Origin of the sequence: Uruburuella suis (assembly GCF_004341385.1) — a bacterium.
GTDB lineage: Bacteria > Pseudomonadota > Gammaproteobacteria > Burkholderiales > Neisseriaceae > Neisseria > Neisseria suis.
The window spans coordinates 1-15,925 of record NZ_SLXE01000042.1; the positions used below are offsets into that span (position 1 = coordinate 1).

13 protein-coding genes and 1 tRNA gene are annotated in these 15,925 nt (G+C 52.2%); all 14 read left to right on the forward strand.

All coding sequences use genetic code 11. The features are described from left to right. Positions 1-210, forward strand: a 210-nt coding sequence (locus EV680_RS10975; RefSeq protein ID WP_481557204.1) for an EF-Tu C-terminal domain-related protein, incomplete at its 5' end; no start/stop codon positions are given. A 7-nt stretch (positions 211-217) separates the two neighbouring features. After that, a tRNA-Trp gene (locus EV680_RS10980) sits at positions 218-293 on the forward strand. A 57-nt stretch (positions 294-350) separates the two neighbouring features. Next, complete coding sequence (secE, locus tag EV680_RS10985) at positions 351-788, forward strand: preprotein translocase subunit SecE (protein WP_132954789.1); 438 nt, start codon at positions 351-353, stop codon at positions 786-788. A 2-nt stretch (positions 789-790) separates the two neighbouring features. Beyond that, positions 791-1,324 carry a transcription termination/antitermination protein NusG gene (gene nusG, locus EV680_RS10990; protein ID WP_132954790.1) on the forward strand — a complete coding sequence of 178 codons (534 nt, stop codon included), beginning with the start codon at positions 791-793 and terminating at the stop codon, positions 1,322-1,324. Between the two features lie 122 nt (positions 1,325-1,446). Next, a complete protein-coding gene (gene rplK, locus EV680_RS10995) occupies positions 1,447-1,878 on the forward strand; it encodes a 50S ribosomal protein L11 (RefSeq protein ID WP_132954791.1) in 432 nt (143 codons plus the stop codon). Beyond that, a complete protein-coding gene (gene rplA, locus EV680_RS11000; protein ID WP_132954792.1) occupies positions 1,878-2,573 on the forward strand; it encodes a 50S ribosomal protein L1 in 696 nt (231 codons plus the stop codon). Before rplK ends, rplA begins: the two co-directional genes overlap by 1 nt. Positions 2,574-2,799: 226 nt before the next feature. After that, positions 2,800-3,300, forward strand: coding sequence for a 50S ribosomal protein L10 (rplJ, locus tag EV680_RS11005; RefSeq protein WP_132954793.1), 501 nt, complete (start codon positions 2,800-2,802; stop codon positions 3,298-3,300). A 60-nt stretch (positions 3,301-3,360) separates the two neighbouring features. Continuing rightward, complete coding sequence (rplL, locus tag EV680_RS11010; protein ID WP_132954794.1) at positions 3,361-3,735, forward strand: 50S ribosomal protein L7/L12; 375 nt, start codon at positions 3,361-3,363, stop codon at positions 3,733-3,735. Positions 3,736-3,898: 163 nt separating this feature from the next. After that, positions 3,899-8,095: a DNA-directed RNA polymerase subunit beta gene (gene rpoB / locus EV680_RS11015; RefSeq protein WP_132954795.1), complete on the forward strand. Its 4,197-nt coding sequence runs from the start codon at positions 3,899-3,901 to the stop codon at positions 8,093-8,095. Between the two features lie 121 nt (positions 8,096-8,216). Then, complete coding sequence (gene rpoC / locus EV680_RS11020) at positions 8,217-12,395, forward strand: DNA-directed RNA polymerase subunit beta' (RefSeq protein ID WP_132954796.1); 4,179 nt, start codon at positions 8,217-8,219, stop codon at positions 12,393-12,395. A 256-nt stretch (positions 12,396-12,651) separates the two neighbouring features. Next, positions 12,652-13,023 (forward strand): 30S ribosomal protein S12, encoded by a 372-nt coding sequence (rpsL, locus tag EV680_RS11025; protein ID WP_002218431.1) that lies wholly within the window; start codon positions 12,652-12,654, stop codon positions 13,021-13,023. 124 nt (positions 13,024-13,147) lie between these two features. Next, entirely contained in the window at positions 13,148-13,618 is a 471-nt protein-coding gene (rpsG, locus tag EV680_RS11030) for a 30S ribosomal protein S7 (RefSeq protein ID WP_132954797.1), read from the forward strand. A gap of 24 nt (positions 13,619-13,642) precedes the next feature. After that, on the forward strand, positions 13,643-15,745 hold the full coding sequence (fusA, locus tag EV680_RS11035) for an elongation factor G (protein WP_132954798.1): 2,103 nt from the start codon (positions 13,643-13,645) through the stop codon (positions 15,743-15,745). A gap of 86 nt (positions 15,746-15,831) precedes the next feature. Then, positions 15,832-15,925 (forward strand): GTP-binding protein (locus tag EV680_RS11040; RefSeq protein WP_132954799.1); only part of this gene is annotated, 94 nt, incomplete at its 3' end.

Sequence of the window (15,925 nt, forward strand, 5' to 3'; positions counted from 1 at the left end):
AACTACCGTCCGCAATTCTACTTCCGCACCACCGACGTAACCGGCGCGGTAACCTTGGAAGAGGGCGTAGAAATGGTAATGCCGGGTGAAAACGTGGCCATCACAGTAGAGCTGATTGCCCCGATCGCCATGGAAGAAGGCCTGCGTTTCGCGATTCGCGAAGGCGGCCGCACCGTAGGCGCCGGCGTGGTTTCTTCTGTAATCGCTTAAAGTTTAGAGGCCAGTAGCTCAATTGGTAGAGTATCGGTCTCCAAAACCGAGGGTTGGGGGTTCGAGACCCTCCTGGCCTGCCAAATAAAAACTAACCGGCTTGGTGCCGGTTAGTTTTTTACTGTATTGAGAGATATAAAATGACTAACCATACCCCTCATGAAAAAGACCTGAAGCCCAAGGCGCTGGCCCGGGTGGAAGCGCAACATGAGGCGCAAAAAACCAAAGCGGCCGATGTTGTGAAGCTGCTGATTGCTGCTGCGTTGGTGGTTGGCGGCATTTGGGCGTTTTATGCTTTACCCGGTCAGCCTGTGTATGTCCGTGCGGCTTTGCCGGTAGTAGGCGTGGCTTTGGCTGTGTTGATTGTGTTTTACTGGTGCGATTTCGGCCGTCGTTTGGTTCGATATGTTCGCGACTCTGTTGCCGAGTTTAAGAAAGTAGTTTGGCCGCCACGCAAGGATGCTATGCGCATGACCATGTTTGTGGTGGCTTTCGTGGCTGTGTTGGCGCTGTTTATTTATGCGGCAGATAGCCTGATTTCATGGTTGTTTTATGATGTATTGTTGAAGAGGGGATAAAAATGTCCAAACGTTGGTATGTTGTGCAGGCTTATTCCGGCTTTGAAAAAAACGTTCAGAAAACCTTGAAAGAGCGTATTGCTCGAGAAGGTATGGATAATTATTTCGGTCAGGTTTTGGTGCCTGTCGAGGAAGTGGTTGATATTAAAAACGGCCGCAAAACCATCAGCGAACGCAAATTCTTTCCCGGTTATGTGTTGGTTGAAATGGAAATGACAGATGATTCTTGGCATTTGGTGAAAAGCACGCCGCGCGTGTCCGGGTTTATCGGTGGTAAAGCCAACCGCCCGCAGCCGATTTCTCAGCGTGAAGTGGATGCCATTTTGCAACAAGTGAAGTCCGGTGTTGAGAAACCCAAACCGAAAGTGGAATTTGAAGTCGGCCAGCAAGTGCGTGTGAATGAAGGCCCGTTTGCCGACTTTAACGGTGTGGTGGATGAGGTTAATTACGAGCGCAACAAGCTGCGCGTGTCTGTGCAGATTTTCGGTCGCGAAACACCGGTTGAGTTGGAGTTTAGCCAAGTCGAAAAGGTTTAAAGCAACACTTTTGCAAGAGAGTGTTTGTTTTGCTTGAAAAAAAATCAAGGCGGCTTTATAATTATCGGCTTGTTTTCTGGGGAGCGAATATTCGCGTTATACCCGTTATTTAGGAGCTACAAGTGGCAAAAAAAATCGTCGGCTATATTAAGCTGCAGATCCCTGCAGGTAAAGCCAATCCTTCTCCTCCCGTAGGCCCGGCTTTGGGTCAGCGCGGTTTGAATATCATGGAATTCTGTAAAGCATTTAATGCTGCAACCCAAGGCATGGAGCCGGGTTTGCCGATTCCGGTGGTGATCACTGCATTTGCAGACAAATCATTCACTTTTGTGATGAAAACCCCGCCTGCATCTATTTTATTGAAAAAAGCGGCCGGTCTGCAAAAAGGCAGCGCCAATCCGCTGACCAATAAAGTGGGTACCGTTACCCGTGCACAGCTGGAAGAAATCGCCAAAACCAAACAGCCGGATTTGACCGGTGCGGATTTGGATGCGTGTGTGCGCATTATCGCGGGCAGCGCCCGTTCAATGGGCCTGGATGTGGAGGGCGTATAATGGCTAAAGTATCTAAACGCTTGAAAACCTTGCGTGCTTCTGTTGAAGCCAATAAATTGTATGCAATTGATGAAGCCATCACTTTGGTAAAAGGTGCTGCCACCGCCAAATTCGATGAATCGGTTGATGTTTCTTTCAATCTGGGTGTGGATCCGCGTAAATCAGACCAAGTGATTCGTGGCTCTGTTGTATTGCCCAAAGGCACCGGTAAAACCACCCGCGTAGCGGTGTTTACCCAGGGTGCCAATGCGGATGCCGCTAAAGAAGCTGGCGCGGATATCGTGGGCTTTGAAGATTTGGCTGCCGAAGTGAAAGCCGGTAATCTGAATTTTGATGTGGTGATTGCTTCTCCGGATGCTATGCGCATTGTGGGTCAATTAGGCACTATTTTGGGTCCGCGCGGCCTGATGCCGAACCCGAAAGTGGGCACGGTTACACCGAACGTGGCTGAAGCCGTGAAAAACGCTAAGGCAGGTCAAGTGCAATACCGCACCGATAAAGCCGGTATCGTGCATGCCACCATCGGCCGTGCTTCTTTTGCCGAAGCTGATCTGCGTGAAAACTTTGATGCGCTGCTGGATGCGGTGGTGAAAGCCAAGCCGGCTGCCGCTAAAGGCCAGTACCTGAAAAAAGTAGCTGTTTCCAGCACCATGGGTTTGGGTGTGCGTGTGGATACTTCCAGCGTAAACAGCTAATCGTATTCTTCAGGCGGCCTTCACTTGGAGAGGCCGTCTGTTGTGGGCTACTTGAATTTTAAGTAGATGTCCAAGACCGTAGGGATCTTTACGATTTAATTGCTTGCACCCTACGCAGACGGTAGTCCTGAATCAAACAAGTCACTTGTGAAATGTCAATTTAGGTTGCCGCGCTGGTGGAATGCCGTTATCGGTATTTCTTTTGTTAAACAGTGGGAGGTAGACCTTGAGTCTCAATATTGAAACCAAGAAAGCAGCCGTAGAAGAGATTGTTGGCGCGATTGCCAATGCTCAAACTATGGTGATTGCTGAGTATCGCGGTATCAGTGTTGCCAACATGACTGAGCTGCGTGCCAATGCGCGTAAAGAAGGCGTATATTTGCGCGTTCTGAAAAACACATTGGCCCGTCGCGCAGTAGAAGGCACTTCGTTCGCTGCATTGGCAGACCAAATGACAGGTCCGCTGGTATATGCTGCGTCTGAAGATCCGGTTGCTGCAGCAAAGGTATTGCATCAATTCTCGAAAAAAGATGACAAAATTGTTTTAAAAGCAGGTTCTTACAACGGCGATTTGCTGAGTCAGGCTCAAGTGGCCGAGCTGGCATCTATCCCGAGTCAAGAAGAATTGCTGGCGAAACTGCTTGGTGTTATGCAGGCGCCTGTTTCAGGCTTTGCACGTGCGCTGGCTGCTTTGGCGGCCAAGCAAGCAGAAACCGAAGCAGCTTGATAATTTTGCATTAATCATTTTAGATACTTATTAATCCCAATATTTAGGAGTTTGAATAGCATGGCTATTACTAAAGAAGACATTTTGGAAGCGGTTAGCAATCTGACTGTTATGGAACTGAACGACTTGGTTAAAGCGTTTGAAGAAAAATTCGGCGTATCTGCCGCTGCTTTGGCTGTTTCCGGTGGCGCTGCTGCCGGTGGCGCTGCTGCCGCTGAAGAGAAAACCGAATTCGACGTGATTCTGACTGCTGCCGGCGACCAAAAAGTTGGCGTGATCAAAGTGGTTCGCGCGATTACCGGTTTGGGCTTGAAAGAAGCCAAAGACATGGTTGACGGTGCACCTAAAGCAGTTAAAGAAGGTGTTTCTAAAGCTGAAGCTGAAGACATCCAAAAACAACTGGAAGAAGCAGGCGCTAAAGTCGAAATCAAATAATTTGATTTTCGTAAGAGGCTGGCAGTTTACTGCCAGCCTTATTTCGCTTTTAAAAAAGAGAAACGTGGTTTTTTACCTTTATTTACCAAAATGATAATCTGTTGATGTAAATAAATGTAAGCAATCGTTTAATACTAAAGTCTCCCACGCTATGGAGTTTCACATGAGTTATTCGTTTACCGAGAAAAAACGCATCCGCAAAAGCTTTGCCAAGCGCGCCAATGTGCTGGATGTGCCGTTTTTGCTGGCCACCCAGCTGGATTCTTACGCTAAATTTCTGCAATTGGACCGCCCGTTTGATCAGCGCAGCGAAGATGGTTTGCAGGCCGCTTTTAATTCTATTTTCCCGATTGTCAGCCACAACGGTTATGCACAATTGGAGTTTGTGCATTATGTATTGGGCGAACCGCTGTTTGATATTCCTGAGTGCCAACTGCGCGGCATTACTTATGCCGCCCCTTTGCGTGCGCGCATCCGTTTGAAAATTTTCGATAAAGAATCATCCAAGCCCAATGTGGTCAAAGAGATTCGTGAAAACGAAGTGTATATGGGTGAAATCCCGTTGATGACGCCGAGCGGCTCGTTTGTGATCAACGGCACCGAGCGCGTGATTGTGTCGCAATTGCACCGCTCGCCCGGTGTGTTTTTCGAGCACGATAAAGGCAAAACCCATTCTTCGGGCAAATTGCTGTTTTCTGCCCGCATCATTCCTTACCGCGGCTCATGGCTGGATTTTGAGTTTGATCCGAAAGACTTGCTCTATTTCCGTATCGACCGCCGCCGCAAAATGCCGGTAACGATTCTGCTTAAAGCGTTGGGTTATAACGATGAGCAGATTTTGAATACCTTTTACGACAAAGAAACCTTTTATTTGTCGAAAGACGGTGTGCAAACCGATTTGATTGCAGGCCGTCTGAAAGGCGAAACTGCCAAACTGGATATCGTGGATAAAGACGGTAATGTTTTGGTGGGCAAAGGCAAGCGCATCACGGCTAAAAATATCCGCGACATCAGCAATGCCGGCTTAACCCGCTTGGATGTTGATGCTGAAAGTCTGTTGGGCAAAGTGTTGGCTGCTGATGTGATTGTGCCGGACACCGGCGAAGTGTTGGCCGTGGCCAATGAAGAAATCACCGAAGAGCTGCTGGCCAAATTCGATATTCACGGCGTGCAAGAAGTGCACACGCTGTATATCAATGAGCTGGACCAAGGCGGCTATATTTCCAACACCTTGCGCACCGATGAAACTGCTGATCAGCAAGCTGCCCGCGTGGCGATTTACCGCATGATGCGCCCGGGCGAGCCGCCCACCGAGGATGCGGTGGAAATGCTGTTCAACCGCTTGTTCTTCAATGAAGACAGCTATGATTTGTCGCGCGTAGGCCGTATGAAATTCAACACCCGCACCTACGAACAAAAATTAAGCGAAGCGCAAGCGGCTTCTTGGTATGGCCGCTTGCTGAATGAAACCTTTGCCGGTGCAGCCGATAAAGGTGGCTTTGTGCTGAGCGTAGAAGATATCGTGGCATCGATTGCCACTTTGGTGGAGTTGCGCAACGGCCACGGCGAAGTGGACGACATCGACCATTTGGGCAACCGCCGTGTGCGCTCGGTGGGCGAACTCACTGAAAACCAGTTCCGCAGCGGCTTGGCGCGTGTCGAGCGCGCGGTGAAAGAGCGTTTGAATCAAGCAGAATCTGAAAACCTGATGCCGCATGATTTGATTAATGCCAAACCGGTTTCCGCCGCCATTAAAGAATTTTTCGGCTCCAGCCAGCTGAGCCAATTTATGGATCAAACCAATCCGCTTTCCGAAATCACCCACAAACGCCGCGTATCGGCCTTGGGTCCGGGCGGTTTGACGCGTGAGCGTGCCGGTTTTGAGGTGCGCGACGTGCACCCCACCCATTATGGCCGCGTGTGCCCGATTGAAACACCGGAAGGCCCGAACATCGGCTTGATCAATTCCTTGTCGGTGTATGCGCGCACCAATGAATACGGTTTCTTGGAAACGCCTTACCGCCGTGTAACAGATGGCAAGGTGAGCAATGAAATCGATTATTTGTCTGCCATTGAAGAAGGCCGCTATGTGATTGCCCAGGCCAATGCCGCGTTGGATGAAAACGGCATGCTCACCGGCGACTTGGTAACTTGTCGTGAAAAAGGCGAAACCATTATGGCCACGCCCGACCGCGTGCAATATATGGACGTGGCCACCGGCCAGGTGGTATCTGTGGCCGCTTCGCTGATTCCGTTTTTGGAGCATGACGATGCCAACCGCGCCTTGATGGGTGCCAACATGCAACGTCAGGCAGTGCCCTGCCTGCGCCCGGAAAAACCGATGGTCGGCACCGGCATCGAGCGTGCCGTGGCGGTTGACTCTTCCACCGCCATTGTGGCTCGTCGCGGCGGTATTGTGGAATATGTGGATGCCAACCGTATTGTGGTGCGCGTGCATGATGACGAAGCCACAGCCGGCGAAGTGGGCGTGGATATTTACAATCTGGTGAAATTCACCCGTTCCAACCAATCCACCAATATCAACCAACGCCCGGTGGTCAAAGCCGGCGATGTATTGCAGCGCGGCGATGTGGTGGCCGATGGCGCCTCTACCGATTTGGGCGAGCTGGCTTTGGGTCAAAATATGACCATCGCCTTTATGCCGTGGAACGGTTACAACTACGAAGACTCGATTTTGCTGTCGGAAAAAGTGGCGGCGGACGACCGCTACACTTCCATCCACATCGAAGAATTAAATGTGGTGGCGCGCGACACCAAGCTGGGTGCGGAAGACATCACCCGCGATATTCCCAACCTCTCTGAGCGCATGCAAAACCGCTTGGATGAATCGGGTATTGTGTATATCGGTGCGGAAGTGGAAGCCGGCGATGTGTTGGTGGGCAAAGTTACTCCGAAAGGCGAAACCCAGCTCACGCCGGAAGAAAAACTTTTGCGTGCAATTTTCGGCGAAAAAGCATCCGATGTGAAAGACACCTCGTTGCGCATGCCCACCGGCATGAGCGGCACGGTGATTGATGTGCAGGTGTTTACCCGTGAAGGCATCCAGCGCGATAAGCGCGCCCAAGCCATTATCGATTCCGAGCTGAAACGCTACCGCCAAGATTTGAGCGATCAGCTGCGCATTTTCGACAACGATGCCTTCAGCCGTATCGAGCGCATGATTGTCGGCCAAGCCGCCAACGGCGGCCCGATGAAGCTGGCCAAAGGCACGGCCATTACGGCGGAATATCTGGCCGGCTTGCCAAGCAAACACGATTGGTTCGACATCCGCATGAGCGATGAATCGCTGGCCAAACAAATGGAGCTGATTAAAGTCAGCTTGCAGCAAAAGCGCGAAGAGTCGGATGCCTTGTATGAAGTGAAGAAGAAAAAACTGACTCAGGGCGACGAGTTGCAACCGGGCGTGCAAAAAATGGTGAAAGTGTTTATCGCCATCAAACGCCGCTTACAAGCCGGCGATAAAATGGCCGGCCGCCACGGTAACAAAGGTGTGGTATCGCGCATTTTGCCGGTGGAAGACATGCCTTATATGGCAGACGGTCGCCCGGTAGACATCGTACTCAACCCCTTGGGCGTGCCCTCGCGGATGAACATCGGCCAGATTCTCGAAGTGCATCTGGGCTGGGCGGCAAAAGGCATCGGCGAGCGTATCGGCCGCATGCTGGATGAGCAGCGTAAAGTCGGCGAAGTCCGCGCCTTCCTCAACACCATGTATAACGGTGATTTGGGCGGCCCCGATAAGCATCGTGAAGATTTGAGCCAATTGAGCGACGACGAAATCCTAACCTTGGCCGACAATCTGCGCAAAGGTGCCACTTTTGCATCGCCCGTGTTTGACGGCGCGCATGAAAGTGAAATCAAAGCGTATTTGGATTTGGCCTATCCGAGTGAAGATCCGGAAGTGCAAAAACTGGGCTTTAACCCGACCAAAACCCAGATTACCCTTTATGACGGCCGCTCGGGCGAAGCGTTTGACCGCCCGGTAACCGTTGGTGTGATGCACTACCTCAAGCTGCACCACTTGGTGGACGAAAAAATGCACGCCCGCTCAACCGGGCCCTACTCGCTGGTGACCCAACAGCCCTTGGGTGGTAAAGCCCAATTCGGCGGCCAGCGTTTCGGTGAGATGGAGGTGTGGGCGCTGGAAGCTTACGGTGCTGCTTACACGCTGCAAGAAATGCTGACCGTGAAGTCGGATGATGTCACTGGCCGTACCAAGATGTATGAAAACATCGTTAAGGGTGAACACAAAATCGACGCCGGCATGCCCGAATCGTTCAACGTGCTGGTGAAAGAGATTCGTTCGCTGGGCTTGGATATCGATCTGGAACGTTACTAAATATCGGAACCGGTTTTCAGACGGCCTTATTAAAGAGCAGGTCGTCTGAAAGAAAAATGCTTTAATTGAAAGCCTGCAATCAACAGGCCGTCTGAAAACCACCGTTCCACAAGGAGCAAAAATGAATTTGTTAAACTTATTTAATCCGTTGCAGGCCGCCGGCATGGAAGAGGAATTTGATGCCATCAAAATCGGCATTGCCTCTCCTGAAACCATTCGTTCATGGTCTTACGGTGAAGTGAAAAAACCGGAAACCATCAACTACCGTACATTCAAACCGGAGCGCGACGGCTTGTTTTGCGCCAAAATTTTCGGTCCGGTAAAAGATTACGAATGCTTGTGCGGCAAATACAAACGCCTGAAGTTCAAGGGTGTAACCTGTGAAAAATGCGGCGTAGAAGTGACTTTGTCGAAAGTGCGCCGCGAGCGCATGGGCCACATCGAGCTGGCCGCGCCGGTGGCACACATTTGGTTTTTGAAATCGCTGCCCTCACGCTTGGGTATGGTGCTGGATATGACTTTGCGTGACATCGAGCGCGTGCTGTATTTCGAAGCTTTTGTGGTTACCGACCCCGGCATGACCTCGCTGCAACGCCGCCAATTGCTCACTGAAGACGACTATTACGCTAAGCTGGACGAATTCGGTGATGACTTCGATGCCAAAATGGGCGCCGAAGGCATTCGCGATTTGCTGCGCGGCTTGGATATCGCCGGTGAAATCGAAGTGTTGCGCCAAGAGCTGGAGTCAACCGGTTCCGACACCAAAATCAAAAAAATCGCCAAGCGCCTGAAAGTGTTGGAAGCGTTCCAACGCTCGGGCATGAAGCTGGAATGGATGATTATGGATGTGCTGCCGGTGCTGCCGCCGGATTTGCGTCCCTTGGTGCCGCTGGACGGCGGCCGTTTCGCCACTTCCGATTTGAACGATTTGTACCGCCGCGTGATCAACCGCAACAACCGCTTGAAACGCCTGCTGGAATTGCACGCGCCCGACATCATCGTGCGCAACGAAAAACGCATGCTGCAAGAAGCGGTGGATTCGCTGCTCGATAACGGCCGTCGCGGTAAAGCCATGACCGGCGCCAACAAGCGCCCGCTCAAATCGTTGGCCGATATGATTAAAGGTAAAGGCGGCCGCTTCCGTCAAAACCTGTTGGGTAAACGTGTCGATTATTCGGGTCGTTCCGTGATTACCGTAGGCCCTTACCTGCGTCTGCATCAATGCGGCTTGCCGAAAAAAATGGCACTGGAACTGTTCAAACCGTTTATTTTCCACAAACTGGAAGTGCAAGGCTTGGCCACCACTGTGAAAGCAGCGAAAAAACTGGTGGAGCAAGAAGTACCGGAAGTGTGGGATATTCTCGAAGAAGTAATCCGCGAGCATCCGATTATGCTCAACCGTGCGCCGACGCTGCACCGTTTGGGCATTCAGGCATTTGAGCCGATTTTGATCGAAGGCAAAGCCATTCAGCTGCACCCGCTGGTTTGTGCGGCATTCAATGCCGACTTTGACGGCGACCAAATGGCCGTTCACGTGCCTTTGAGCCTGGAAGCGCAAATGGAAGCGCGCACCTTGATGCTGGCTTCCAACAACGTATTGTCGCCCGCCAACGGCGAGCCGATTATCGTGCCTTCGCAAGATATCGTGTTGGGTCTGTATTACATGACCCGCGACAAAATCAACGGCAAAGGCGAAGGCAGCCTGTTTGCCGATGTGAAAGAAGTGCACCGCGCCTACCACACCAAACAAGTGGAGCTGGGCACCAAAATCACCGTGCGTTTGCGTGAATGGGTGAAAAACGAGCAGGGTGAATTCGAGCCGGTCATCAATCGCTACGAAACCACCGTCGGCCGCGCGCTGCTGAGCGAAATCCTGCCCAAAGGCCTGCCGTTTGAATACATTAACAAAGCGCTGAAGAAAAAAGAAATTTCGCGCCTGATTAATGCTTCATTCCGCTTGTGCGGCCTGCGTGACACGGTGATTTTCGCCGACCATCTGATGTATACCGGTTTCGGCTTTGCAGCTAAAGGCGGCATCTCGATTTGCGTCGACGATATGGAAGTGCCGAAGGAAAAAACCAAATTGTTGGCCGAGGCCAATGCCGAGGTGAAAGAAATCGAAGACCAATACCGCCAAGGTTTGGTGACCAACGGCGAGCGCTACAACAAAGTGGTGGATATTTGGGGTCGCGCGGGTGACCGCATCGCCAAAGCGATGATGGACAATCTGTCGAAGCAGAAAGTGCTCGACCGCGATGGCAACGAAGTGGAGCAAGAGTCGTTCAACTCTATCTATATGATGGCCGATTCGGGCGCCCGTGGCTCGGCAGCGCAGATCAAGCAGCTTTCCGGTATGCGCGGCCTGATGGCCAAGCCGGATGGCTCGATTATCGAAACGCCGATTACGTCCAACTTCCGCGAAGGCTTAACCGTATTGCAATACTTTATTGCCACCCACGGTGCGCGTAAAGGTTTGGCCGATACCGCCTTGAAAACCGCCAACTCAGGTTACCTGACCCGCCGTTTGGTAGACGTGACCCAAGATTTGGTGGTGGTGGAAAACGATTGCGGCACCACCGACGGCTTTGTGATGAAAGCCGTAGTGCAGGGCGGTGACGTGATTGAAGCGCTGCGCGACCGTATTCTCGGCCGTGTAACCGCTTCGGATGTGGTTGATCCTTCCAGCGGCGAAACGCTGGTGGAAGCCGGCACTTTGCTGAACGAGCAATTGGTCGACTTGATTGACCATTCCGGTGTGGATGAAGTCAAAGTGCGCACCCCGATTACCTGTAAAACCCGCTACGGCTTGTGCGCCCATTGCTATGGCCGCGACTTGGCGCGCGGCAAGCTGGTGAATTCCGGTGAGGCAGTCGGCGTGATCGCCGCACAATCCATTGGTGAGCCGGGCACGCAGCTGACCATGCGTACTTTCCACATCGGTGGTGCGGCTTCTCGAGCCGCCGCCGCCAGCCAAGTGGAAGCCAAGTCCAACGGCACGGCACGCTTCAGCAGCCAAATGCGTTATGTGGCCAACAACAAAGGCGAGTTGGTGGTGATCGGCCGCTCTTGCGAAGTGGTGATTCACGACGACATCGGCCGCGAGCGCGAACGTCATAAAGTGCCTTACGGTGCCATCTTGCTGGTGCAAGACGGCGAAGCGGTGAAAGCCGGCCAAACCTTGGCGACATGGGATCCGCATACCCGCCCGATGATTACCGAGCATGCCGGTTCGGTGCGCTTCGAAAACATCGAAGAAGGTGTAACCGTGGCGAAGCAAACCGATGAAGTAACCGGTTTGTCCACCTTGGTGGTGATTGACGGCAAACGCCGCGCCTCCAGCACCAGCAAACTCTTGCGCCCGACCGTGAAATTGTTGGATGAAAACGGCCTTGATGTGTGCATTCCCGGCACCAACACAGCCGTGTCGATGGCATTTCCGGTAGGCGCGGTGATTACCGTGCGCGAAGGCCAGGAAATCGGCAAAGGCGATGTGTTGGCGCGTATTCCGCAAGCCTCTTCGAAAACCCGCGATATTACCGGTGGTCTGCCGCGCGTGGCCGAATTGTTTGAAGCCCGCATTCCGAAAGATGCCGGTATGCTGGCCGAAGTGACCGGCACCGTGTCGTTCGGTAAGGAAACCAAAGGCAAACAGCGCCTGGTGATCACCGATGTAGACGGCGTGGCTTATGAAACGCTGATTTCGAAAGAGAAGCAGATTCTGGTGCATGACGGCCAGGTAGTGAACCGCGGCGAGAGCATTGTCGATGGTGCTGTAGATCCGCACGATATCTTGCGTCTGCAAGGCATTGAAGCGCTGGCACGCTATATTGTGCAAGAAGTGCAGGAAGTTTACCGCCTGCAAGGTGTGAAAATTTCCGATAAGCACATCGAAGTGATCATCCGCCAAATGCTGCGTCGCGTAAACATTGCCGATTCAGGCGAAACCGGCTTCATTACCGGCGAGCAGGTTGAGCGTGGCGATGTGATGCTGGCCAACGAAAAAGCACGCGAAGAGGGCAAAGAGCCGGCACGGTACGAAAACGTGTTGCTCGGCATCACCAAAGCCTCTTTGTCGACCGATAGCTTTATTTCGGCAGCTTCGTTCCAGGAAACCACGCGCGTGCTCACCGAAGCGGCTATTATGGGCAAGCAAGACGAATTGCGCGGCCTGAAGGAAAACGTAATCGTCGGCCGCCTGATTCCCGCCGGCACCGGCCTGACCTATCACCGCAGCCGTCGCCAGCAATGGCAGGAGCATCACGAAGCTGAGTTGACCGAGCAGGTGGAAGAAGCAGAATAATCTTCTTGCCGGCCGGATTCGGTCCCGATAACAGCCATTTGAGCACAACCGCTGTTTGCCCATGCAAACAGCGGTTTTTATTTTCAGGCGGCCTGTTGCCAAAGCGTCATCCAAAAGCAACATAAAGCGGCTAAAATCTTGAACGTTAAACAGCTTTTCAGACGGCCTGTTGACTTGATATTTGCAATCGGGCTATAATCCCGCTCTTGCTGGCATCTTGCCGGTAATGTATTTAACTCAATAGGAACGAGAAAATATGCCTACTATTAACCAATTGGTACGCAAAGGCCGTCAAAAGCCCGTGTACGTAAACAAAGTGCCTGCACTGGAAGCCTGCCCGCAAAAACGCGGCGTGTGCACCCGTGTATACACCACCACCCCTAAAAAACCGAACTCTGCATTGCGTAAAGTGTGCAAAGTGCGTCTGACCAACGGTTTTGAAGTGATTTCATACATCGGCGGTGAAGGCCACAACTTGCAAGAGCACAGCGTGGTGCTGATTCGCGGCGGTCGTGTAAAAGACTTGCCGGGTGTGCGTTACCACACCGTTCGCGGCTCTTTGGATACCGCGGGTGTGAAAGACCGTAAACAAGCCCGTTCTAAATACGGCGCGAAACGTCCTAAATAATGCAGGACGCAACACAAGTAATTTAAGGCACGTAGGCCGTCTGAATTAAAAAGCGGCCGAGTAAGTGAGCGTTTCGATAAATGCTCATGGGCATGCCCCAACTGAATAGTAAAAGGAAATTAAAATGCCAAGACGTAGAGAAGTCCCCAAGCGCGACGTATTGCCGGATCCGAAATTCGGCAGCGTAGAATTGACCAAATTCATGAATGTATTGATGATTGACGGTAAAAAATCGGTTGCAGAACGCATCGTTTACGGTGCATTGGCGCAAATTGAAAAGAAAACCGGCCAAACTGCCATCGAAGTGTTCAATACTGCCATTGCCAACGCCAAACCGGTTGTTGAAGTAAAAAGCCGCCGTGTCGGTGGTGCCAACTACCAAGTTCCTGTTGAAGTTCGTCCTTCACGCCGCTTGGCTTTGGCGATGCGCTGGGTGCGCGATGCTGCCCGCAAACGTGGTGAAAAATCCATGGATTTGCGTTTGGCGGGTGAGTTGATTGATGCGGCCGAAGGCCGTGGCGGCGCGATGAAAAAACGCGAAGAAGTGCACCGCATGGCCGAAGCCAACAAAGCATTCTCGCACTTCCGCTTCTAATCCCGATTTAGAAAGGCGACCAAAATGGCTCGTAAAACCCCCATTGACCGGTATCGCAATATCGGTATTTCTGCCCATATTGATGCAGGTAAAACCACTACCACCGAACGCATTCTGTTCTACACCGGCATGACCCACAAGCTGGGCGAAGTGCATGACGGTGCAGCCACCACCGACTGGATGGAACAAGAGCAAGAGCGCGGCATCACCATTACTTCGGCTGCCGTTTCCACTTTCTGGAAAGGCATGGCCGGCCAGTTTAAAGAGCATCACTTCAATGTGATCGACACCCCGGGACACGTTGACTTCACCGTAGAAGTTGAGCGTTCTATGCGCGTGTTGGATGGCGCGGTGATGGTGTACTGTGCCGTAGGCGGCGTGCAGCCCCAGTCTGAAACCGTATGGCGTCAGGCCAATAAATATAAAGTGCCGCGCTTGGCCTTTATCAATAAGATGGACCGTCAAGGTGCCAACTTTTTCCGCGCGGTTGAGCAAATGAAAACCCGCTTGCGTGCCAACCCGGTGCCGGTTGTGGTGCCGATTGGTGCCGAAGAAGGCTTCCAAGGCGTGGTTGATCTGCTGAAAATGCAAGCCATTATTTGGGATGAAGCCACTCAAGGCCTGACCTTTGAATATGGTGAAATTCCGGCTGATTTGGTTGACATCGCTGAAGAATGGCGCGGCAACATGATTGAAGCCGCTGCTGAAGCCACCGAAGAGCTGATGGATAAATACTTGGGCGGCGAAGAGCTGACCGAAGAAGAAATCGTAGCCGCTTTACGTCAACGCACCTTGGCCGGTGAAATCCAGCCGGTATTGTGTGGTTCGGCCTTTAAAAATAAAGGCGTGCAACGTATGTTGGATGCTGTGGTTGAGTTTTTGCCGGCTCCGACCGACATTCCGCCGGTGGCGGGCGAAACCCCCAAAGGTGCGCACGAAACCCGCGAAGCCAGCGATGAAGCTAAGTTTTCGGCTTTGGCGTTCAAACTGATGAACGACAAATACGTAGGCCAGCTGACCTTTATCCGTGTTTACTCAGGCGTGCTGAAATCAGGCGACAGCGTAACCAACTCGGTTAAAGGCACACGTGAGCGTATCGGTCGTTTGGTGCAGATGACTGCCGATGACCGTACTGAAATCGAAGAAGTGCGCGCCGGCGATATCGCCGCTGCCATTGGCTTGAAAGATGTCACCACCGGTGAAACCCTGTGTGCCGAAGATGCCCCGATTATTCTGGAGCGCATGGAATTCCCCGAGCCGGTAATCCACGTTGCCGTAGAGCCGAAAACCAAAGCCGACCAAGAAAAAATGGGTATTGCGCTGAACCGCTTGGCTAAGGAAGACCCGTCTTTCCGCGTGCGCACAGATGAAGAGTCCGGCCAAACCATTATTTCCGGTATGGGCGAATTGCACTTGGAAATCATCGTTGACCGCATGAAACGCGAATTCGGCGTGGAAGCCAACGTGGGTGCACCGCAAGTGGCTTACCGTGAAACCATCCGCAAGGAAGTGGAGTCTGAAGCCAAGCACGTGAAACAATCCGGCGGTAAAGGCCAATATGGTCACGTTGTGATCAAAATGGAGCCGATGGAGCCGGGCGGCGCAGGTTACGAATTTGTCGATGAAATCAAAGGTGGTGTGATTCCGCGTGAATTCATCCCCTCTTGCGACAAAGGTATCCGCGACACGCTGTCCAACGGTATCGTGGCCGGCTACCCCGTGGTAGACGTGCGCGTTCGCCTGACTTTCGGTTCTTACCATGATGTCGATTCATCGCAAATCGCGTTTGAATTGGCCGCTTCCATGGCTTTCAAAGAAGGCATGAAAAAAGCCTCTCCGGTATTGCTGGAGCCGATGATGGCTGTTGAAGTGGAAACGCCTGAAGACTACATGGGCGATGTGATGGGCGACTTGAACCGTCGTCGCGGTATTGTATTGGGCATGGATGATGACGGTATCGGCGGCAAGAAAATCCGCGCCGAAGTGCCGTTGGCTGAAATGTTCGGCTACTCTACCGACTTGCGTTCCGCCACCCAAGGCCGTGCCACTTACTCAATGGAGTTCAAGAAATATTCAGAAGCTCCGGCGCATGTGGCCGCACAAGTAACAGAAGCCCGCAAAGGCTAAGCTGTAAAACAGGCCGTCTGAAAGCTTTCAGACGGCCACCCCTTACTTTTGATCTTTAATCGTTCTTTATATAAAGGAATTAGCTCATGGCTAAAGAGAAATTCGCGCGGAACAAACCGCACGTAAACGTTGGCACCATCGGTCACGTTGACCATGGTAAAACCACATTGACCGCAGCAT

Coding starts and splice junctions, on each gene's coding strand:
- nusG (WP_132954790.1), top strand. CDS start 791: ATGTCCAAACGTTGGTATGTTGTGCAGGCTTATTCCGGCTTTGAAAAA.
- rpsL (WP_002218431.1), top strand. CDS start 12,652: ATGCCTACTATTAACCAATTGGTACGCAAAGGCCGTCAAAAGCCCGTG.
- rplL (WP_132954794.1), top strand. CDS start 3,361: ATGGCTATTACTAAAGAAGACATTTTGGAAGCGGTTAGCAATCTGACT.
- rpsG (WP_132954797.1), top strand. CDS start 13,148: ATGCCAAGACGTAGAGAAGTCCCCAAGCGCGACGTATTGCCGGATCCG.
- rplA (WP_132954792.1), top strand. CDS start 1,878: ATGGCTAAAGTATCTAAACGCTTGAAAACCTTGCGTGCTTCTGTTGAA.
- fusA (WP_132954798.1), top strand. CDS start 13,643: ATGGCTCGTAAAACCCCCATTGACCGGTATCGCAATATCGGTATTTCT.
- rpoB (WP_132954795.1), top strand. CDS start 3,899: ATGAGTTATTCGTTTACCGAGAAAAAACGCATCCGCAAAAGCTTTGCC.
- rpoC (WP_132954796.1), top strand. CDS start 8,217: ATGAATTTGTTAAACTTATTTAATCCGTTGCAGGCCGCCGGCATGGAA.
- secE (WP_132954789.1), top strand. CDS start 351: ATGACTAACCATACCCCTCATGAAAAAGACCTGAAGCCCAAGGCGCTG.